Genomic DNA, 21,279 nt, shown 5'->3' with positions numbered 1-21,279 from the left:
TATTTTGGCCGTTCTTTTATTTAACGCCGGCATGGGCTTTATTCAGGAATTCAAAGCGGAAAAAGCCATTTTGGCTTTAAAAAAGATGATTGTGCTTTTTGCCAAAGTCCTAAGAGAAGGGGAGTTATTGAAAATTCCGGCCAAAGAATTGGTTCCGGGAGATATAATTATTATTGAGGAGGGGGACAAAATTCCCGCCGACGCCAGATTGTTGGAATTAAAAAGTTTCAGGACCATGGAAGCCGCTTTAACGGGCGAATCATTGCCGGTAACCAAAGAAATTAAGGAATTGGCGGAAAAAACCACTTTGGCTGATAAAAAAAATATGGTTTGGCTGGGGACGCTTGTTGCCGCCGGCCAGGCAAAAGCGGTGGTGGTTTCAACCGGGCCAAAGACCGCCCTTGGCCAGATCGCCAAAAGCCTTGAAAGAATCAAAACCCCAAAAACCCATTTCAAGATTAAGGCTAATTTATTGGCGAAACAAATGGCCGGAATCGCTTTTGCCACAACGGCCGCGATTTTTTTCTTGGGATTTTTCACCGGGCATCTTGGATTTGAGCAAACATTCAGATTCGCGGTTGCCGCTTTGGTTTCCGGAATTCCGGAGGGGCTGCCGGTGGTTTTGGTGATTGTGCTGGCCATAGGGGCCCACAGAATGGCCAAAAGGAACGCGATTATCAGGGATTTGCAGGCGACGGAAACTCTGGGGGTGGCAAACGTGATTGCCACGGACAAAACAGGAACGCTTACCCAGAATACAATGAATGTGGAGAAAGCGCTTTTACCGGATCAGGAAGAAATCAATGTCTCCGGGGAGGGCTGGGAGCCGAAAGGTTCGTTTATCCAGAAAGAAAAGGATTTTTTCCCTTTGGAAAATCCCCAATTGGGAAAACTTTTGCATATTGCCGCCCTTTGCAATAATGCCAGTTTAATTAAGGAAGAAAGCGAAGGCGAGAAAGAAAATTATAAAATTATCGGCGACCCGACAGAAGGCGCTCTTGTTGTTTTAGCTGAAAAAGCCGGGCTTAAAAAAGAAATTTTATTGGAGAAAGAAAAAAGAATTGACGACGCGCTTTTTAACCCGGAATTGAAATACCGGGCTTCGCTTATCGTCTTGAGCAAGGACAAGGCGAAAAACAGCCAAATTTATGTGGTGGGGGCTCCGGAGGAAATTTTGAAAATTTCCGGTTTTGGGCTTAAAGAAAAAGAAAGCAGGCTTGAAGCCAAAGAGAAAAAGGAAATTTTGAAAAAAGCGGAAAATCTGGCCAAAAAGGGCTTAAGAGTTTTGGGGCTGGCTTACAAAGCGGTTCCCGCGGAAACAAAAAAATTGACCGAAGATTTGGCCAAAGATCTTGTTTTTGTCGGGGTGGTGGGAATGAAAGACCCGATAAGGCCCGAGGTTAAAGAAGCCATGGCCAAGGCGAAAGAGGCGCAAATCAGAGTGATAATGAAAACCGGAGACCACAAGGAAACCGCTTTGGCCATTGCCAGGGAAATAGGTTTGGTAAGCGGTAATGGAGGGAAGAAAAAATACCCTTTGGCTTTGACCCAGAAGGAATTGGAGAAATTAAGCGAAAAAGAATTTGATGAGGCGGCTAAGCATATTTCGGTTTTTGCCCGGTTGACCCCGCAGATGAAACTAAAAATTTTGGAGAGCCTGCAGAAGCAGGGCTTTATTGTGGCTATGACCGGGGACGGGGTTAACGACGCGCCGGCCCTGAAGAAAGCCGATATCGGCATTGCCATGGGCCAAATCGGCACTGACGTGGCGAAAGAAAGCAGCTCAATGGTTTTGGCCGATGATAATTTTATTTCCATTATCAACGCCGTTGAGGAAGGGAGAACGGTTTTTACAAATATCAAGCAAGCCAGCTTATTTTTAGTAAGCACCAATTTTGCCGAACATGTTACCTTGATAGTTTCTCTGGCCCTCGGCGCCTATTTGTGGGGAGAAATCCGCTTGATTATTCTGCCCGCCTCCATTCTTTTTTTGAATCTGGTAACCGACGGCTTTGCCGATGTCGCTTTGGCCTGCGAACCCCGCCACGAAGACGTTTTGAACGGGCCGCCGAGAAAAAAAGAAGAAAATATTCTTTCCAAAGACATACTTCCCTTTGTATTCTTAATGGTTGGGATAATGGCCGGTTTAACCATTCTTATTTTTAAAATGTTTATGGCGGTTGACTCTCTGGAAAAAGCCAGAACCGGCGCTTTTGCCGTAATGGCTATTACCCAGCTTTTTAACGTTCTTAATATGAGGTCCCTTACCCAATCCGTCTTTAAGATAGGATTTTTCTCCAACAAACTCATAGTCGCGGGGCTGGCAATTTCCATTTTTCTGACATCGGCCGTTCTTTTTGCGGAAAGGGCGGCGGAGAAATTCGGGTTTGAAGTTTTGTCTCTTCCGGAATTTTTTATGATAGTCCTGCTTTCCTCTCTAGTTTTATGGGCGGGGGAATTGTATAAATACTGGCACAAAAGAAAAGCGAAGAGCGGTTTTTAAAAATACAAGTTCCGTTATTTTATTATTCAAGATTAACAATAAGATTTATGAAAATTTCCAAACAGGTTTACGCCGTGACCACTCTTTCCGGCACCATTATCGGAGCCGGGCTTTTCGCCCTGCCCTACATCACCCTTCAGCTGGGCTTTTGGGTAATTCTCGGTTATTTTTTGGTTTTGGGGGCTTTGGTCATTTTGATTCATTTATTTTTCGGGGAACTGGCTTTAAAAACGGCGGACTTCAAACGCCTTCCCGGCTTTGCCAAGATTTATCTTGGAAAAAAAGGCGAAGCCGTCGCTTATATCTCGACAATTTTCGGCATCTTCGGGGCGCTTTTGGCTTATCTGATTTTGGGGGGAGAATTTTTGGCCGAGCTGCTTTCGCCGATTCTGGGAGGGAACGCCCAGTTTTACACTTTTTTTTATTTCATTATCGGGTCGGCTTTGATTTTTTCCGGAATAAAAGCCATTGCCAAGGTGGAATTCTGGGGCCTGGTTTTATTTCTCGTAATTTTACTGGCCATCTTTTTCCGCGGAAGGACGTTTATAGCGGCGGAAAATCTTTTTTCCGCTCCCGATTGGTCTTTGTCTTTTCTGCCTTACGGCGTTATTCTTTTTTCCATCTGGGGGGCGGCCCTGATTCCGGAGGTGGAAGAAATGCTGGGAAAAGAAAAGAAGCGGATTTTGAAAATCATTCCCATCGCCATTTTAATTCCGATAATTATTTATCTTTTTTTCATTTATTTGATTCTTGGCATCACCGGACCCCAAACCACGGAATCGGCTTTGACGGGATTAAAAATCGTGCTGGGAGACGGCATAGTTTCTCTGGCTCTGCTTTTCGGGCTTTTAACGACCTTCACCTCTTTTATCACTTTGGGCCTTACTTTAAAAAAGGTTTTTTGGTATGATTTGAAATTTACCAAAATTTCGGCTTGGGCGATTACTTGTTTCCTGCCTTTGTTTTTTTATCTGATTGGCTTTAAAAATTTTATTGAGGTGATCGGAGTTGTCGGCGGGATAATGCTGGCCATTGACGGCATTTTGATTTTGTTAATGTACAGAAAAGTTTTTCCGGATAAAAAAACATTCGTTTATCCTTTGATTTTGTTGCTTTTGGGCGGCATTATTTACTCATTTGTTTATTTTTCTTAAGTTCGCGCTATTTGGCTTTTTGGCATAATTTTGCTTCTCCGGGAAAAAAACAATCCCGCTTTTCGTAAAAGGCGGGATTTTTTTTGTTGTTTTTTACAGATGGCGGGATTAGTTTAAGTCCCCCTTGTTTCCCTTGCTAATCTTAGAAAAATCAGGTAATATTAAGTCAGAAGTAATCACCGCCAAGGCCACCGCAGGAGCCACCGCAAGAGCGGGACAAGCGGGGCGGGCGGGACGGGGAAGTCAGAAATAAGAAGATTTAAACTATAATATTACTTAGTATTTTAACCTAATTTTGAAAATTTTTATTTTATTTTTATATTTTTATATTTTTAACATATGCTAAGGACTCATACCTGCGGGCAATTAACTAAAAAAGACAAAGGCAAAAACGTGGTTTTATGCGGCTGGGTGCATCGGCACCGCAATCACGGCGGCCTTATTTTTATTGATTTGCGCGACCGCTACGGCCTGACCCAAATTAACTTCAATCCGGACAGGAACAAGGCGATTTGGGATGAAGCTTATAAACTGCGGGGCGAATGGGTGATAAAGGTGAAAGGCAAGGTGGTAGAGCGGCCGAAAGAAATGATAAACAAAAAAATGGCAACCGGAGAAATTGAAGTAGAGGCCGAAAATTTAGAAATTTTAAGCCAATCCAAAACTCCGCCGTTTGAGATTGACGAAGCCAAAGCCAAGGGGGCGAACGAAGCTTTGCGTTTGGAATACCGATTTTTGGATTTGCGGCGGTCAAAACTGCAGGCGATAATGAAAACCCGCGATGAGATTATAAGTTATATCAGGGATTATTTCCATAAGCGCGATTTTTTGGAAGTGCAGACTCCGATTCTGGCTAATTCTTCTCCGGAAGGGGCGCGGGATTATTTAGTTCCTTCCCGGCTTTATCCGGGGAAATTTTACGCTTTGCCCCAGGCGCCGCAGCAATTCAAACAACTTTTGATGGTGGCCGGAGTTGATAAATATTTTCAGATCGCGCCCTGTTTCCGGGATGAGGATACGAGGGCTGACCGGCATCCGGGAGATTTTTACCAGATTGACTTGGAAATGAGTTTTGTGGAGCAGGAAGATATCTGGCAAACGATTGAGCCGCTGATGGTGGAATTAACGGAGAAATTCGGGAAAAAGAAAATTTTAGCCAAACCTTTCCCGCGTTTAACTTATAAAGAGGCAATAAGCAAATATGGTTCGGATAAGCCGGACTTAAGGTTCCCACTGGAAATAACACAGATCACAGATCTGGTGAAAGGTTGCGGATTTAGCGTTTTTTCCGAGGCCGTGAAAGCCGGCGGAACCGTCCAAGCCCTGAAAGTTGACGGCGGGGCTAAATTTACCCGCAAGGAAATTGATGAATTAACCGAAGTCGCCAAAGCCAGGGGGGGCAAGGGGTTGGCTTATTTGGTTATTAAAGAAAAGGGCGAACTGCATTCGCCAATAGTAAAATTTTTGGGGCAGGAACTGGCGGAAAAAATTGTAAAAGAAGTTAAAGCCAAAGCCGGCGATATTATATTTTTTTCCGCCGATACCTGGCGGCCGGCCTGCCAGATTTTGGGCGCGGTTCGCGGCGAATGCGGAGAAAAGCTGGGTTTGAAAGACAATAAGACGACGGCCTGGGTTTGGATTTATGATTTTCCCATGTATGATTATTCCGAGCTTGAAGAAGGCAGAATTGATTTTTCCCACAATCCTTTTTCCATGCCCCAGGGAGGAATGAAGGCCCTGGAATCCAAAAACCCTTTGGAAATTTTGGCTTACCAGTATGATTTGGTCTGCAACGGCTATGAAATATCCTCCGGCGCGATCCGCAACCATGAGCCGGAAATTATGTATAAGGCTTTTGCCATTGCCGGCTATGCCAAAAAAGAAGTGGATAAAAAGTTCGGCCACATGATAAAAGCCTTTTCCTACGGATGTCCGCCGCATGGCGGATTTGCCCCGGGGCTAGACCGGCTTTTAATGATTCTGCTTGACTGCGATTCAATCCGCGATATTTACGCTTTTCCCAAAGACGGGCAGGCGCGCGACGTGATGATGGACAGCCCGAGCGAGGTAAGCGAGAAGCAATTAAAGGAGATAGGGATTAAGATCGCATGACGAAATTTTAAATAACAAATTTTAAATTTTAAATGACGTATAATTTGGAGGGTAGAACAATAAAGTTTGGCGAAGAAATATTATTTTTGGCCAAATCTTTAGAAAAAAATATCATAAATAATCCTTTGATAAGCCAAATTGTCAGATCGGGGACCAGTATTGGCGCCAATTATTTTGAGGCTAATGGCGCTGCCTCCAGAAAAGATTTTAAGAATAAAATCTGTATTTGCAAGAAAGAAGCAAGGGAAACAAAGTATTGGCTGGAATTAATCGCTAAAGCCAATGATGGCCATAAAGATAAGTGCAGAATATTATGGAAAGAAGCTAACGAATTAACTCTGATATTTTCGAAAATTATTTTGACAATTAATAAAGGTGAATAGTCAATTAAAATTTATCATTTAAAATTCAATTAAAATTTAAAACTTAAAATTTAAAATTAGATTATAGAGTTTGCCGGATAATCGTATTTTTCTCGTTCTTAAAAATAAAGTATGGCAAATGTTTTACATAAAGTTTATGCAGAAAGTTTTGATAAGGCAAATTTATAAGGAACCGGAAAAATTTTTGGCTGGCCATTATTCGGCTAAGGCGGAAAAAATTTCTGTTTCCGGCTGGGTTCGGACCGGGCGGTCTTCCCCCAATGTCGGTTTTATTGAATTGAATGACGGAACTTTTTTAAAAAATTTGCAGGTTGTTTATGAAGATAATCTGAATAATTTCGAAGAATTGACGAAAATTTCTGTCGGTTCGGCTATTACGGCGGAGGGGGAATTGATAAAATCTCCGGCCGCCGGCCAGGCCTTTGAATTAAGGGCGGATAAAGTTGAAATTATCAGCTTAACCGACGAAGGCTATCCTTTGCAGAAGAAGCGCCATTCTTTTGAATTTCTGCGCACGGTTGCCCATCTGCGGCCAAGAACCAATACTTTCTCCGCGGTTTTCCGTTTGCGTTCGGTTTTGGCCTTTGCCATTCATAAATTTTTTCAGGAAAGGGGGTTTATCCATCTCCATTCCCCGATTATTACCGGCAGCGACTGCGAGGGAGCCGGAGAAATGTTTAATGTGACCATGTTTGACATAAATAAGCCGCCGAAAGATGAAAAAGGCGAGATTGATTACAGCCAGGATTTTTTCGGAAAAAAAACCAACTTGACGGTAAGCGGGCAATTGAACGGCGAAGCCTTTGCTTTGGCCTTTCGCAAGATTTACACTTTTGGCCCGACTTTCCGGGCGGAAAATTCCAATACGGCGCGGCACGCGGCGGAATTTTGGATGATAGAGCCGGAAATCGCTTTTGCGGATTTGGAGGATAATATGAATCTGGCCGAAGAAATGGTAAAATATTTGATAAATTATATTAGGCAGAATTGCTCGGCGGAGATGGAATTTTTTTCCAGATTTATTGATAAAGGCCTGGACCAGCGCCTGGACAATGTGGTAAAGTCGGATTTTAAACGTTTGACTTATACCGAAGCGATTGAAATATTGAAAAAAGCCAAGGAAAAATTTAAATATCCGGTAAAGTGGGGGATTGATTTGCAGACCGAGCATGAGCGCTACTTGACGGAAAAAGAATTTGGCAAACCGGTTTTTGTCACGGATTATCCGGCGAAAATAAAAGCTTTTTATATGCGTTCCAATGACGATGGCAAAACCGTGGCGGCCATGGATTTGCTGGTGCCGGGCGTAGGGGAGATTATCGGCGGCAGCCAAAGGGAAGAGCGCTTGGATATTTTGAAAAAAAAGATAAAAGATTTCGGCTTGCGAAAAGAGGATTATGAATGGTATTTTGATTTAAGGAAATACGGCGGAGTCAAGCATGCCGGATTTGGCTTGGGTTTTGAGCGCGCGATAATGTATTTCACCGGCATGGCCAATATCCGCGACGTTATTCCTTTTCCCAGAACTCCGAAAAATGCGGAATTTTAGAATAAGATTCTTGGGATTTTTAAGACTCTTAGGATTATTAAGATTATGAAAAATATGAACCCCGTTAGAAATAATTTTAAAGCATGTTTAAGGGGGCAAAGATATTAAAAATAACAATATTATTATGGAGAGAAAAAATCAAGAAATTTCTAATGGGGACAATGGAAAATTTGAAATTCCGGAAGAGCAAAGGCAGGCGGAAAGGGCTAAAGCCGAGGACTTAAAAGAGAGGCTAAGTTCTCTTAAGAATAGAGATACGGCCGTAGACCGAATGGCAGTCGCTCAAAAAATCGCAGATTTTGCCAATCTATTAAAAGAAAAATATAAAGGAAAGGTTGATAATTATATTCTTTTTCATATTTTAGTCGGAAGTTCCTATGATGAAAAAGATTGTGATTTTTTTGACTTTTATGACGATTCAATAGAAAAATTTATAGAAGAACTGGAAAAAGAGCAAGAAAAAGCTGAAGATGAAAAATAAATTTAAAAAATATGCGGCTGTCCGGCTTGCAAAAATATATTTTAGGCCAATGTTACCTTAATAAAAACGGCCTAACCCCGAAGGCGGATTTTTATGGTTTTTATCCTAAAAAAGAATTTGAAGAAAATAAAAAGAATATTCAGGATATCATAAACAAAAGTTTGGAAAGCCTGGTGGATAAAGATTTGCTCATAGCTTTCGGCCATAAAACCGCAAAGAAGTGGTTTATACATAAAGTTAAATTAACAGCCATGGGGAAAAGAGAAGCTAAAGAAATAATAAAACAGCGGCAGGGAAAACTGCCGATTAAGTAACACGTGAATGTTGCGAATAGAAAATATAAATTTTTATTTTTTTATTTTATTATTTTATTTTTAAATTGTATGGAAACAAAAAACAATGCGGCGAAATTCGCTTTTTTCTACATGTTATCCCTGGTGGCGCTTATTTTCATGGCCCTTACTTCGGGCATGATCGTCTTTCAGATTATTAATAAGAATATTCCCGATGTTTTGAACCTTTATCAGGGCCGATTTTCCCCGAGCCAGCTGAAATTCGCCATTTCCGCTTTAATAATTTCCGCGCCGATATTTTATATTTGCTTGTGGCGGATTTATAAAAGTTTATTATCGGGCGCCCTGGACAAGGATTCCGGCATAAGGAAATGGCTTACTTATTTTATTCTTCTGATTTCTTCCGTTGTCATGCTGGGCTGGCTGATCGGGACAATTAACAGCTTCTTGGATGGGGAGCTTACCACTAAGTTTATTCTTAAGGCCATTACCGCGATTTTCATCGCGGCCGCGGTTTTTACTTTTTATTTTTATGATATCCGGCGAGAAAATGTCCAAGAGAAAAATCGGGTCGTCCAGGTTTATTTTTACGCTTCCTTGGTTCTGGTCATAGCGGTTTTTACCGCCTCGCTTTTCATTGTGGAGTCGCCGACGGAAACCCGAAACCGGAAATTTGATAATTTTATTCTGGATAATTTCAACAATATAGATATGGCCATCGCCAGTTATTACAAGGAATTTGGCGAATTGCCCGAGAGCTTGAATGAGCTAAAGTCCGAATATAGCTATTTGGGCGAAGACGCCATAAAAGACCCGGCTTCTAAAATTTTGTTTGATTACCGCGCGGTTGATAATAATACTTACGAACTTTGCGCTACTTTCATGGCTTCAAACAAAGATGAAGATGCGGCGGAATACAGCTACTACAAGGACAGGTGGGCGCATGACGCCGGCTACCAATGTTTGCAACAGAAAGTGCATAATGAAGATGGCCTTAAAGTTCCCGGGCCGGTGCCGATGAGATAAAAATAAAATAAAAAAATAAAAAAATAATATCATCGCCTGCGCCTCACAGCAGTCTTCATTAGGGACTGCTGGGCAGGGAAATTTTAAAACAAACAGTCCTCTGGTGAGAGATTGTTGCTAGGCGAAAAAGAAATATTATAATAATATAAAAGTCCAAGGAGGAGTTACTTTTTGGGCTTTTTAATTGGCTCTTTGAAAATATAACAATTGATATAAAACACAGATCACAGATAGGGGGGCAGAAAATGGAAAAGAGATTTTGGATTGTAGTTGGACGGGTCATTTTGTCTATCGTCCGGGCGATTTGGAGAAAGACGGAACCTATTTTTGATTTTATAGGGAATATTATCGCCCTGGCTATGTGCGCGGCAGTAGCCATTATTTTCCTTTTTATAAGTCTTTTCATAAAAAATGAAGTTCCGAAAAAGGACAAAATATCAATCCCTGGGGCGATCGGCGCAATCGTTTTAATCGTTTTTTGTGTAGTCGTAGTTTTACCCTTGTCTTTATTGAAAGACGGGGTGCTGGGGATGGTATTTCTCGGTTTATTTTGGGCGAAAGAAAAATCGGTTCGTTAAAATGAAAATTGAAAGCGAGAGGAGAAAGGGAATGAAAAAAAAGAATGGCGGACATCAGCCGAAAATCAGCGGCCGGCCAAAAAGATGCGCTAATATTCCCGGCAGCCGCGCTTGCCAGAAAATGAGAAAGAGGGGTAACAGCTTGTGCCGGGAATGTACGGCCGCGGGAAAGAATTCAGTCTCTGTTTAGTTTCAACCTGTAAGGAAGGAGAAGTAAAGAGATGGCAGAAAGAAATTTTTGGGAATTGTTGAGAGCCCGGTGGGCGGCTGGTAAATTCGTCTGCGTTGGGCTGGATAGCGACTTCAAAAAAATTCCTGAAGCTGCGCGTCGACCCGGCAATGAGTGTCAGGTTGACGTGGCCAATACCGTCGTCGCCTTCAACCGAGCTATTGTGGAAGCGACGGTAGGCAGTGTCTGCGCCTATAAGCCGAACATCGCTTTTTATGAGGCGCATGGTAGTGAAGGATCTGCGGCTCTGCATCGTACTATCGTGGATATTCATATCATTGCACCTAACGTCCCCGTGATTCTTGATTACAAACGCGGGGACATCGGCAATACTAACACTGGCTACGTGCAATCAGCATTTAACTTCTTCCAAGCAGACGCTGTCACGGTTCATCCGTATCTTGGCGCCGAAGCGCTTGCCCCGTTTTTGGACCGGCCAGACAAAGGCATTTTTGTGCTTTGCCGCACTTCCAATAAGGGCGCGGGTGAATTTCAGGATCTGCAGGTGTTGCTCACTCCGGAAGATTGCCAGGAGCTTTTCTTCAACGAGACTATTGGTGACTGCACTCGCGACATTCCAAATGACCCGATCCTTATGCCGATGTACCAATTCGTCGCGTACCGGGTTGCCAATCATTGGAATAAAAACGGCAATTGCGCTCTTGTTGTCGGTGCGACCTATCCCGAGGAGCTGGCCGAGGTGCGCAAGATTGTCGGTGATATGCCGATTCTTATTCCCGGCATAGGCGCGCAAGGCGGTGATGTGGAGAAAACCGTTACGGCCGGCAAAGACAGCCAGGGACAAGGAATGATTATCAATTCCTCGCGCGGCATTATTTTTGCTTCTGACGGCTCTGATTTTGCCGAAGCCGCGGCGGGGAAAGCCAAAGAACTGCGAGATCAAATCAGAGCCGTGGGCGGAAACGTAGTTTAACCCTTTTTGATTTAAGGAGGTGAAAGTATGTCTTCTGATTCATTTGCCCGAGTGGCTGACATGATTTTTGCGAGAGAGGCCCTTAAGTTCGGGGCTTTCAGGCTGAAACTTCACGAGAAGTTTCCGGATGCTCCTCTGTCGCCTTTTTATCTCAACTTGAGAACGCCGGACAACCCGAAACCGGGGCCGCTTACCCCGGAAGATTGCATTTTGGCGGCAGAACTTCTCTGGCGGAAGATTCTGGAAAGCGGTTTAACCTTTTCGGCCATAGCCGGCATACCCAATGCCGGAGATCCTTTGGCTGAAGCGATAGAGAAGGTCGCGGCCGCGCCAAGATGCTTCAAAATTATCAGGCTGAGGAAGAAGGTGGAGGGCGACAAACGGCAAATCATGCCTTTGGTAGGCGACTATCGCCAAGGGGAAAGGGTTTTGTTGCTTGATGATCTTATAACCAGGGCGGATTCAAAGTTTGAGGCGATTGAGGCGATCAAGCAGATGGGCCTGGAAGTTGCTGGCTTGATTGTCTCGGTTGACCGCCAGCAAGGAGGCAGACAGGAGCTTGAAAAAGCCGGGTATACGCTGATTTCGGCTTTTACCATCACCGAACTGTTTGACTACTATTATAAAAAGGGTATGATTACCTGGGAAAAATACGAAGAATGCCTGGCTTATCTTGCCGGCGATTAAGGAGGTGAAAATATAAATAAGGCTAACTCTTAGGGTTGGCCTTTTTTCTTTGCTTTCAAGCCAAAATTAAGGTATAATATTAACTGTTAACATTTAACAATTAACATTTAACAATTATATGTCGAAGAAGACAAAACTGCCGGCTAAATTAGAAGAATATCTAAAAAAAGCCGGAGTGAAGCACAATATTTTAGAGCATCGGACGGTTTATACAGCCGTGGACGCGGCCGCGACTATGAAGAAAAAAATGGGGGAAATTGCCAAGTCCCTTTTAGTCCAAGCGGACAAGGATTATTTTTTAGTGTTGCTGCCGGCGGATTATAATTTGGATTTTAAGAAATTAGGCAAATGCTTGGGGGCGCAGACGGGTAAAAAAATTAAAGCGGTAAAAATTCCGGGCGAGAAAATGATGGCGAAGGCTTTAAAAATTAAAGCCGGGACATTAAGCGCTTTTGGCCAATTGCATAAATTGCCGGTAATCGCGGATAAGGCTCTGATGAAAGCGAAAAAAGCGGTTTTTTCTTCCGGAAGCTTTAACCACTCCGTAGAGATGGCGGTCAAGGATTTTGTAAAATTGGAAAACGCGGTGTTGGGGAGCTTTGGGATAAAGAGAAAAGTAAAGATGGAGAAAGCGGGGAAGGCAAGAAGGAGAAGAATTTCCGTTAAGAAGGCGGTGAAGAAGAGTAAATAGAGTTTTAAGATTCTTAGGATTATTGAGACTTTTAAGATTCTTAGGATATTATAAAGACAATATCGTAAGAATCTTAAAGATCCTCAGAATCTCAATAATCCTATTTTATAAAAAGATGATGGATTTCAAAACTGAAAAATTTGAAGGGCCGCTGGGATTATTGCTGCAATTAATAGAGAGAGAGGAGCTGGACATAACCGAAGTGAGCCTGGCTAAAATTGCCGACCAATACATTGATTATATAAAAAAATCAGGCGTGATTAATCCGGACGAGATAGCGGATTTTTTAGTTATTGCCGCGAAATTATTGTATATAAAATCAAGGGCGCTTTTGCCTTATCTGTATACGGAAGAAGATGAAGAAGTTGAAGAGCTGGAACAGCAGCTCCGGATGTATAAAGAATTTCTGGAAGCGATGAAAGTCATTGAGGCGATGGTGGGTAAAAAAAAATTTATGTTTGCCCGGGAGTTTGACAAGAAATCGGTCCTGGCCAATTTAAAGATTTTTTCCCCGCCGGCAAAATTGAGCAAAGACGATCTGGCCGCTTCCCTTAAAGATTTAATAAGCCAAGTTAAACCGGAGGAAGAAGTATTGGAGGAAGAAAAGTTAACAAGAAAAATAAACATTGAAGATAAAATTTTGGCCATCCAAAAAACGCTGTTGGAAAAAATCCGGATAAATTTTTCCAAAATTTTGGAAAAGGCCGGCTCAAAAACGGAAATTATCGTGAGTTTTCTGGCCGTTTTAGAATTAATAAAACAGCGGGATATCATGGTTGAGCAGGAAAGCCTTTTTGGCGAAATTACCATAAATAAAAATAATTAATATGTCTATCAAGGGAAAAATAGAATCTTTGCTTTTTATCTCTGCTAAGCCGATAACGGTCAAGCAATTGTCCCAATTAGTTAAAAAAGAGCCGAAAGAAGTGGAAGCGGCGGCCAAAGAACTGGCGGATGATTACAAGAAAAGAGGAGGAGGGCTGGCGATAATAAAAAACGGTCCGGCTTTTCAGATGGTAAGCGCTCCGGAAAGCTCAACGCTGGTCCGAGATTTTATAAAGGACGAAACTACCGGCGAGCTCACCCGGCCCAGCCTGGAAACTTTAACCATCATCGCTTACCGCGGACCGATTTCCAAGCTGGATTTGGAAAGAATCAGGGGGGTCAACTGCTCTTTGATTGTCCATAATTTGCTTTTGCGGGGTTTGATTGAGGCCAAACAAGACAAGAAAAAAAATGAAACCTATTATAATATAACTTTTGATTTTGTCCGCTTTTTGGGAATTAACGATGCAAGCCAGCTGCCGGATTATGAGAGGTTGAATAAAGATGATACGCTAGACAGAGTATTAAGTGATAATGGCCAATAAGTAAAAAGCGAAATACAATGACCAATAATCAAATTCCAAACAATAATCAATAACTAAATCTCAATAACTAAACCGTTTGATTATTGGTTATTGAATATTAGAATTTGTTTAGTTGTTGTCTGCCTGCCGGCAGGCAGGTTTCTTGATTATTGATTATTTCTAGATATTTTTTATGTTAATATCCGCCATAACCAGTTTAATCATCGCTTCTTTAATTTTTAGCTTTGCTGTTTCTCCGGCCAAGCCCAATTTCAGTTTTGATATTTTCGGCGCTTTGGCCGGGGAGAAGGGAAGAGTTTTGGGCGTGGGAGAAGAGGAAGTTAATCAGGCGGTTGACAAAGCGGTGGCCGAGATGAGAAAAGTGCCTCTGGCTAACAGGATTTTGCCGGAAAGCGGAGAAAGGATGGGCAGACTGCCGGAATTGCCGGCCCCTCCCGTTAGAAAAGAGTTCGCGGGCGGTCCTGAAGCCGGAGAGTTTACGGTTACGGCAAATAGCGCCGTTGCCGTTGATAAGGAAAGCGGAGCCTTGCTTTTTTCCCATAATTCAAAAGAAGTAACGGCTATTGCCAGCTTGACTAAATTAATGACCGCTTTGGTTTTTCTTGACTACAATCCGGGCTGGGATTCGCCTTATGAAATAAAAAAAGAAGACAGGCGGGAGGGCGGAAAAATCCATCTTTTCCAGGGAGAAAGGGTCACGGTAAAAGATTTATTCCATTTGAGTTTAGTGGCTTCAGACAACACTTCCGCCATCGCTTTGGTGCGCTCAACGGGGCTGGCAGAAGAAGAATTTGTGGAGAAAATGAATGAAAAAGCTTCCGCTCTCGGGCTGGTTAACACCCGTTTCAGGGATCCGATCGGCCTTAATAATAATAATGTTTCCACGGCCGAAGAAGCGGCAAAAATGATCATATATTCTTTGGACCGGAGAAGCATAAGGGAAGCGACCCTGATAAAAGAATACAAATTTAAAACTTTGGCCGGGAAAACAAAAAAAGTTTCAACCACCGATTATTTATTGGAAAATTTTCCCGCTAACGGCCTGGAAATAATCGGCGGCAAAACCGGATATACGGATTTGGCCGGCTATTGTTTTGCCGGAGAATTTACCGACGGCAACGGCCGGGAAATCGCCACTGTTATTCTGGGCGGCCAAAGCAGCCGCCAGCGCTTTGAAGAAACAAAAAATTTGGCTGAATGGGTTTATGAAAATTACGAATGGTAGTTCGCCTCGTAATTTTTGGGTTTTTGGGGATAAGTGGTATAATAAAATAAGCCATATTTACGCTCCATGTTTAATTGTCCGAGATTGAAAAATTTTTTCGAGTTTGCCCCCTTAAATACTCGCAAAGCAAATTCAATGGGGTTTACTTTAATTGAGCTTTTGGTGGTTATTTCCATTATCGGGCTGGTAGCCACAATCGCTTTTTATTCGGTAAATCTTACGAGGGAAAAAGCCAAAATCGCCAAAGCCAAGGCTGATTTAAAGCAGATCGCCATAGCCATAGATATTTTGGCGAACGATACAGGCCTTCATCCCGGCAAGTTGAGCTTATCGCCATGCGTCCAGGATCCGGAAATGTACTTGGACACCTGCAATGCCGGTTTGGTCTGCGACTCCGGTTTTCCCAACTGGCAGGGCCCTTATATGGCGTCTGTTCCGCTTGACCCGTGGGGAAATAAATATATTTTTGACGGAGATTACGGATCGGCCAGGGCCATACATTCAGGCGGTCCGAATAGAAGCGGGATAAACGTCTATGATACCGACAACGTAGTTTACGTGCTTTGCGGCACGTGCGGGTCTGCGTATGGCTGCGATTAAAATATAATTTTGGTTTTTAAAAATAATGGGCAGGAAAGGCGAGCGCGAAAAAAAGAATAAAAATTCGCCAAAAGATATTTTGGGGTTTACATTGATAGAACTTTTGGTTATCATTTCAATTATCGGGCTTCTGTCTTCGGCCGCCGTGTTCGCCCTGAATAATGCCAGAATAAAAGCCAGAGACGCCAAAAGAGCGGCGGATTTAAAGCAAGTGCAAAAAGCTTTGGAGCTATATTTTGACAATCATAATGCTTATCCGACTTTGGGGACATCCTGGTCTTGTAGTTGTCCGACCGGCAATTGTATTTCCGGACATACTTGGTATACGGCGCTTAAGCCCTTGGTGGACGAGGGCTTGCTCCCATTTTTGCCATCTGACCCGGTTAACGAGATTAGGGGGAGCGAATATTATTGTTATGAATACAGCCCTCCTACTTTTACTTCGTCTTGGTATTGTAATGGAATACGGCGGACTGATTATGAATATGCCTTATTTTTTTCGGCAGAGGGAGGTGATTTTGATCTCCCGAGGGTTACGGATTCGTCCGGAAACCCTTTGGCATATTATGACTACTGTATTTTGGGCCCGCTTAAATAAATAAAATTTTTAACTATAAATTATGTCAAAAGAAAGAAATAAAATCATTATCGCCAATTGGAAGATGAGGCTGATGCTTGGAGAAAGTTTAAAGATGGCGGAAAAATTCAAAGAGAAATTCAGGGATTTTGCCAAAGAGGAAGTCGTGGTCTGCCCGTCTTCTGTCGTTTTGAGCGAGATCGGCAGAATGTTTGAAAAAACTAAATTAAAATTGGGGGCCCAGAATGTTTTTTTTGAGGAAAGCGGTTCTTATACCGGCGAGATTTCCCCAAAAATGATTCTTGAGGCCGGTTGCCAATATGCCATTATCGGCCACAGCGAGCGGCGTCGTTTCCTTTTGGAAAATTACGCCATGATTCATCAAAAAGTGAAGGAAACTTTGAATACTCCGGGCCTGATCCCGATTGTCTGCATCGGCGAGGAAAGCGAAGAAAGAAAAACGGACAAAAGGGATTTTGTTTTGGTTGACCAGTTGCAGCAAGCTTTGGGCGGCATTAATATTCTGGAAAATCAGCAGGTGGTTGTGGCTTATGAGCCGGTTTGGGCAATCGGTTCGGGATTGGCGATTGAGCCGGCGGAAGCCGACTATGCCCACAAAATCATCGGGCTGGCCCTGAAGGATATGTTCGGCCTGGGCGTGGTTAATAAAAATTTTCGCATTATTTACGGCGGCAGCGTGACCAGCAAGAACGTGAAGAGTTTTGCCGAATTGGAAAATATTGACGGTCTTTTGGTCGGTGGCGCCAGCTTAGACCCGGAAGAGTTTTATAAAATCGCCAAGGGGATATTAAGATAGTAAATAACCAAGAAACAAGGTACAAGATACAAACAATATTCAATAACCAAATTTCAATATCCAAGCATTCTAGTTAATTGGTTATTGATTATTATCATTTTATGTTAGTTCACATTAAAGAAATAATTAAAGAAGCGGAAAAGGGCGGCTATGCGGTCGGCGCTTTTAATATCCATAATCTTGAATCCGCTCTGGGCGTGGCGCGAGCGGCCAACAAGGCGAAATCCCCGGCGATTATCCAGGTTTCGGAAGGGGCGATTAAATATATGGGTTTAAAGCCGATTACCCATATTGTTTCCACGATTGCGAAAAACATCGCCGCCGAGGTGCCGATTGCCCTGCACTTGGATCATGGCAGCAGCTTTGATTCTATTTTTGAGTGCATTAACTCCGGTTTTACTTCGGTTCATATTGACGCTTCTTCCCTGCCTCTGGACGAAAATATCAATATGACCAAGCACGTGGTTGAAGTGGCTCATTCCCGGGGCGTCTGGGTGCAGGGAGAAATCGGAGCCATGGTCGGCGGCCATGGCAGCGGAGGAGGTAAGATTAAAAACATACCCTTGGCCGATCCGGCGGAAGTGGTAAAATTCGTAAAAGCCACGAAAGTTGATACCATTGCCGCGGCCATCGGCACGGCCCACGGCGTTTATACCAACGAGGACATAAAGCTTCATTTGCTTAAGGAAATATTGGAAAAAGTGAAAAAACCTTTTGTTTTGCATGGGGGTTCCGGCGTAGAGGATGAAAAAATAAGAGGAGCCATAAAAGAAGGCGTGGATATAATTAATATCGGCAGCGATATAAAAATCGCTTTTTGCGCGACTTTGATTGATAATTGCCTTAAAAACAGGGAAGAAACCGATCCGAGAAATTTGCTTAGGCCGACGATTGAGGCGGTGGAAAAAGTGGTTATCGGGAAAATGAAATTGTTCGGCAGCGCCGGCCGGATAAAAGTCAGAGAAGTGGAAACATAATCAGTGGAAAGTTAAAAATTAATAAAGTTTTTGAAGTTATTAGCTTTTAGCTTTTAGCTTTTAGCTTTTTTTATGTATAACATCATTCCTCTAATTTTAATACTTATCAGTTTAAGCGTGATTGTTTTTATTGCGGTAAGCAAGTTTTCCGTTTTGGCCGGCGTGGATGTTGAAAATATTCCGGCGGAAAAAGAAGCCAGGGCGAAAGAAAGGATCATAAGCAGCCGCTTAAAAAGAAATATTTTTAAATGGAGTTCCTGGATTATAAAGATTTCCAGGTTCTTGGGGGAGAAATCGGGAATTTTATTCAAATGGGCTTATAATAAGCTCCACGAATTGAAGGAAAGTTATGGTTCGGAAATGATTCTGCCCGTTGCGGAAAAGGAGAAAAAAATCGGCGAATTGTCAGTTGAGGCCGAAGAGATGATTGAGGAGGAAAATTATAAAGAAGCGGAAAAAAGGCTGATTGAAATTATCGGGCTGGACAGCCAAAACACCGAGGCCTTTAAGAATTTGGGCAACCTTTATTTTGAGAACAAAAACTATGAAGACGCCAGGCAGACTTTCGGGCATATTTTAAAGCTGATAAAAGACGGGGGGGATAACAATGAAACGGCGGAAATTAATTTTGAGCTGGCTTTGGTGAACCGCGCTGACGGACGTCTGGAAGACGCTTTGCGGGAAATAAAGGAAGCCCTGAAAGTTGTCCCCAATAACCCCCGCTACCTTGACACAATGGCGGAAATCAGTATAATAAAAAAGGATAAAGCTTCGGCCCTAGAGGCTTATAAAAAATTGGAAAAAGTTAACCCGGACAACCAAAAACTGGAAGATTTGAAAAAGCAGATTGATGAATTGTAATTAAATAACAAAATAACAAAATAACAAAATAATATAAAAACAAAAAATGTTTTAAAACATTTTTATGCTGTGAGAAACAGTATTTTTTTAATCAGGACGGGGATTAACACTTAACAATCAATTATGCCGTTGTAGCTCAGCTGGTACCTGCCTGCCGGCAGGCAGGGAGCAACTTTATTACTAGTTCATAAATCAAAATAAAATATGCCGTTGTAGCTCAGCTGGTAGAGCAACTCCATGGTAAGGAGTAGGTCCCGAGTTCAAATCTCGGCAACGGCTCAGGGAATAACAATTAACAGTTAACCTTTAACAATTAACATAAAAATATGAAGACATTCCGTTTTATGGACTTCCCGGTTTATAAGGCGAGTGTTGTATATTATAAAAACATCTTAAAAATTATAGAGAAGGTTAACGATTATAGCTTAAAAGACCAAACGAAAAGAGCGGCTTTATCAGTTGCCCTAAATATAGCTGAAGGTTCGGCGGTAAAATCAGACAAAGAGTTTGCTCGTTATCTAGAAAAATCCCTAGGTTCTTTAAATGAAACAGTAGCCTGTTTACAAATTATGGCGGAAATTAATTTGATTAGCGGGAAAATTTATAATATTATGTTAGAACAATCTGAAAATATAGCCAGACAATTAGGGGGTTTTAAAAAACGGCTGACATTTTAAAGTTTAAAAGTTAATTGTTAATAGTTAAAAGTTATTACCCGGGTCGGTACCAAAGCGGTCAAATGGGACAGACTGTAAATCTGTTGGCTTTCGTCTTCGCAGGTTCGAATCCTGCCCGGCCCACAAAAAAAAGAGCGGTTTCAATTCCGCTTTTTTTGTTTTTGTTTGACTTTTTTCGCATTTTGTAGTACAATTTTGAATAACAAGGGAATTTTATAGCAAAATAAATGAAATTTTTTATTAGAGTTAATAAAATGAAAAGAGAAATAAAAGATTCTGACGCCGATGGCTTGTTTGACGAAGAAGAAAAGAAATTAGGCACCAATCCGTACAAAAAGGATAGCGATAATGACGGCTTGGCTGATTATGAAGAGGTGAATGTCTATGGCACAGATCCCAATAATCCCGATACGGATGGAGACGGCATTTCTGACGGGGACGAAGTGAAGATGGGCCGCAATCCGCGCGGACCGGGCAAATTGAAAGATTTGTTTATTCCGCACGCCGGCAATGATTACAAACCGCAGGCTTTGGCGCCCCGGCGGATATTTTTTCATGCCGTAAGCGCGGTTTTAATCAAAGTTTTGGTTATCGGCTTTGTTCTTATTATTCCCATCAGCGCCTGGCTTACGCCCGACGTGCTTCTGGAACAGGCCCAAAAAATTATTGAACTTACCAACAGAATCAGGCAGAATTTCGGCGTCCAGCCATTGGTGGAGAGCGACTTGCTTACCCGGGCCGCTTACAATAAAGCTGAAGACATGCTTTTGAACCAATATTTCGCCCATATCGGCCCTGACAAAAAAACAGTAAAAGATTGGCTTTCCGGCGTAAATTACAAATACGCCATGGCCGGAGAAAATTTGGCCATGGGATTTTCCGGGGCGGAAGAAGTGGTTAACGGCTGGACAAAGAGCCAAACCCATTACGCCAACATGATTGACCCGGATTTTTCCGAAATCGGAGTCGGTTTGGCCAGCGGCTTTTACGGAGATTATGACACGACTTTGGTTGCCCAGTTTTTCGGCTCCAGCCAGCCGGCAGTTTCCGCGGCCGCTATCGCCGAAAAGGAAGAGAAACCCGCCATTACTTTGAATCAGGAAGATCGAGAAATTTCAGCGGATAGCGTTATTGAGCCGGCAGTCCGGGGAGAAAAGGAGGAAAAAGCTCTTTCTCCGCTGGCAAGGCCGGTTTTGGTTTATCCGGCCAAAGGGCTTTTGACCGGCCAGAATTTGATAGAAGCCAAAGTTTTTGCTCCGCAAGCCGAGGAAATCATTATTTTTAGCAACGGAGAAGAAATCGCCCGCACCCGGGAAATCGCGGACGGCTTCGCGCATCTGACGATAGATTTGCCCGAAGGCGCCCATAATTTAAAAGCGGTCGCTGTCCGGGCGGAAGAAAGGGCGGAATCGGAAGACTATCCCGTAACCGTGGATAATACGGCGCCGGCGGTTGACCCGGAGAGAACGAAGCTTGCCGTGGTTGAATCGGCCGGGCAGGAAGAAAAAATCGTCAGGGCCGTGGCTTATTTAAGCCCCGATACCGATTCTGCCGA

Annotated in this window: 23 protein-coding genes and 2 tRNA genes; all 25 read left to right on the top strand. The window is 42.9% G+C overall.

Translation table 11 applies throughout. From position 1 onward, the window contains the following. Positions 1 to 2,503: cation-transporting P-type ATPase (locus PHQ42_02815; protein MDD5071642.1), on the top strand; the 2,503-nt coding region annotated here is incomplete at its 5' end. Positions 2,504 to 2,550: 47 nt separating this feature from the next. Further along, entirely contained in the window at positions 2,551 to 3,657 is a 1,107-nt protein-coding gene (locus PHQ42_02810) for an aromatic amino acid transport family protein (GenBank protein MDD5071641.1), read from the top strand. Positions 3,658 to 3,996: 339 nt separating this feature from the next. After that, entirely contained in the window at positions 3,997 to 5,769 is a 1,773-nt protein-coding gene (aspS, locus tag PHQ42_02805; GenBank protein MDD5071640.1) for an aspartate--tRNA ligase, read from the top strand. Positions 5,770 to 5,813: 44 nt separating this feature from the next. After that, positions 5,814 to 6,152, top strand: coding sequence for a four helix bundle protein (locus PHQ42_02800; protein ID MDD5071639.1), 339 nt, complete (start codon positions 5,814 to 5,816; stop codon positions 6,150 to 6,152). 136 nt (positions 6,153 to 6,288) lie between these two features. After that, positions 6,289 to 7,701, top strand: coding sequence for an asparagine--tRNA ligase (asnS, locus tag PHQ42_02795; GenBank protein ID MDD5071638.1), 1,413 nt, complete (start codon positions 6,289 to 6,291; stop codon positions 7,699 to 7,701). 124 nt (positions 7,702 to 7,825) lie between these two features. Further along, positions 7,826 to 8,182 (top strand): hypothetical protein, encoded by a 357-nt coding sequence (locus PHQ42_02790; GenBank protein ID MDD5071637.1) that lies wholly within the window; start codon positions 7,826 to 7,828, stop codon positions 8,180 to 8,182. A gap of 11 nt (positions 8,183 to 8,193) precedes the next feature. Next, positions 8,194 to 8,496, top strand: a complete 303-nt coding sequence (locus tag PHQ42_02785) for a hypothetical protein (GenBank protein MDD5071636.1) — start codon at positions 8,194 to 8,196, stop codon at positions 8,494 to 8,496. 69 nt (positions 8,497 to 8,565) lie between these two features. After that, a complete protein-coding gene (locus tag PHQ42_02780; GenBank protein ID MDD5071635.1) occupies positions 8,566 to 9,501 on the top strand; it encodes a DUF5671 domain-containing protein in 936 nt (311 codons plus the stop codon). A gap of 245 nt (positions 9,502 to 9,746) precedes the next feature. Beyond that, positions 9,747 to 10,079 (top strand): hypothetical protein, encoded by a 333-nt coding sequence (locus PHQ42_02775; protein MDD5071634.1) that lies wholly within the window; start codon positions 9,747 to 9,749, stop codon positions 10,077 to 10,079. A gap of 1 nt (position 10,080) precedes the next feature. Further along, positions 10,081 to 10,269, top strand: a complete 189-nt coding sequence (locus PHQ42_02770; GenBank protein MDD5071633.1) for a hypothetical protein — start codon at positions 10,081 to 10,083, stop codon at positions 10,267 to 10,269. A 55-nt stretch (positions 10,270 to 10,324) separates the two neighbouring features. Further along, the gene (gene pyrF, locus PHQ42_02765) at positions 10,325 to 11,242 is read left to right on the top strand and encodes an orotidine-5'-phosphate decarboxylase (protein MDD5071632.1); all 918 of its coding nucleotides are present in this window, start codon (positions 10,325 to 10,327) and stop codon (positions 11,240 to 11,242) included. Between the two features lie 27 nt (positions 11,243 to 11,269). Next, a complete protein-coding gene (locus tag PHQ42_02760; protein ID MDD5071631.1) occupies positions 11,270 to 11,929 on the top strand; it encodes a phosphoribosyltransferase family protein in 660 nt (219 codons plus the stop codon). Between the two features lie 118 nt (positions 11,930 to 12,047). Then, positions 12,048 to 12,620 (top strand): YbaK/EbsC family protein, encoded by a 573-nt coding sequence (locus tag PHQ42_02755; protein MDD5071630.1) that lies wholly within the window; start codon positions 12,048 to 12,050, stop codon positions 12,618 to 12,620. Between the two features lie 115 nt (positions 12,621 to 12,735). After that, on the top strand, positions 12,736 to 13,446 hold the full coding sequence (locus PHQ42_02750) for a segregation/condensation protein A (protein MDD5071629.1): 711 nt from the start codon (positions 12,736 to 12,738) through the stop codon (positions 13,444 to 13,446). Position 13,447: 1 nt separating this feature from the next. Next, a complete protein-coding gene (gene scpB / locus PHQ42_02745) occupies positions 13,448 to 13,990 on the top strand; it encodes an SMC-Scp complex subunit ScpB (protein ID MDD5071628.1) in 543 nt (180 codons plus the stop codon). A 172-nt stretch (positions 13,991 to 14,162) separates the two neighbouring features. Further along, positions 14,163 to 15,215, top strand: a complete 1,053-nt coding sequence (locus tag PHQ42_02740; protein ID MDD5071627.1) for a serine hydrolase — start codon at positions 14,163 to 14,165, stop codon at positions 15,213 to 15,215. Between the two features lie 135 nt (positions 15,216 to 15,350). Continuing rightward, positions 15,351 to 15,815 carry a type II secretion system protein GspG gene (locus tag PHQ42_02735; GenBank protein MDD5071626.1) on the top strand — a complete coding sequence of 155 codons (465 nt, stop codon included), beginning with the start codon at positions 15,351 to 15,353 and terminating at the stop codon, positions 15,813 to 15,815. A gap of 25 nt (positions 15,816 to 15,840) precedes the next feature. Further along, entirely contained in the window at positions 15,841 to 16,413 is a 573-nt protein-coding gene (locus PHQ42_02730) for a type II secretion system protein (GenBank protein MDD5071625.1), read from the top strand. A gap of 22 nt (positions 16,414 to 16,435) precedes the next feature. Next, positions 16,436 to 17,209, top strand: coding sequence for a triose-phosphate isomerase (gene tpiA / locus PHQ42_02725; GenBank protein MDD5071624.1), 774 nt, complete (start codon positions 16,436 to 16,438; stop codon positions 17,207 to 17,209). 101 nt (positions 17,210 to 17,310) lie between these two features. Continuing rightward, positions 17,311 to 18,186 carry a class II fructose-bisphosphate aldolase gene (locus PHQ42_02720; protein MDD5071623.1) on the top strand — a complete coding sequence of 292 codons (876 nt, stop codon included), beginning with the start codon at positions 17,311 to 17,313 and terminating at the stop codon, positions 18,184 to 18,186. A gap of 72 nt (positions 18,187 to 18,258) precedes the next feature. Continuing rightward, complete coding sequence (locus PHQ42_02715; protein ID MDD5071622.1) at positions 18,259 to 19,047, top strand: tetratricopeptide repeat protein; 789 nt, start codon at positions 18,259 to 18,261, stop codon at positions 19,045 to 19,047. Between the two features lie 206 nt (positions 19,048 to 19,253). Beyond that, positions 19,254 to 19,326 (top strand) — tRNA-Thr (locus tag PHQ42_02710). 65 nt (positions 19,327 to 19,391) lie between these two features. Further along, entirely contained in the window at positions 19,392 to 19,724 is a 333-nt protein-coding gene (locus tag PHQ42_02705; protein MDD5071621.1) for a four helix bundle protein, read from the top strand. Positions 19,725 to 19,764: 40 nt separating this feature from the next. Further along, positions 19,765 to 19,847, top strand: a tRNA-Tyr gene (locus PHQ42_02700). A gap of 131 nt (positions 19,848 to 19,978) precedes the next feature. Continuing rightward, positions 19,979 to 21,279: CAP domain-containing protein (locus PHQ42_02695; GenBank protein MDD5071620.1), on the top strand; the 1,301-nt coding region annotated here is incomplete at its 3' end.

This window comes from Patescibacteria group bacterium (assembly GCA_028711655.1).
Lineage (GTDB): Bacteria > Patescibacteriota > Patescibacteriia > Patescibacteriales > JAQTRU01 > JAQTRU01.
This window is presented reverse-complemented; position numbering and strand designations above follow the sequence as displayed.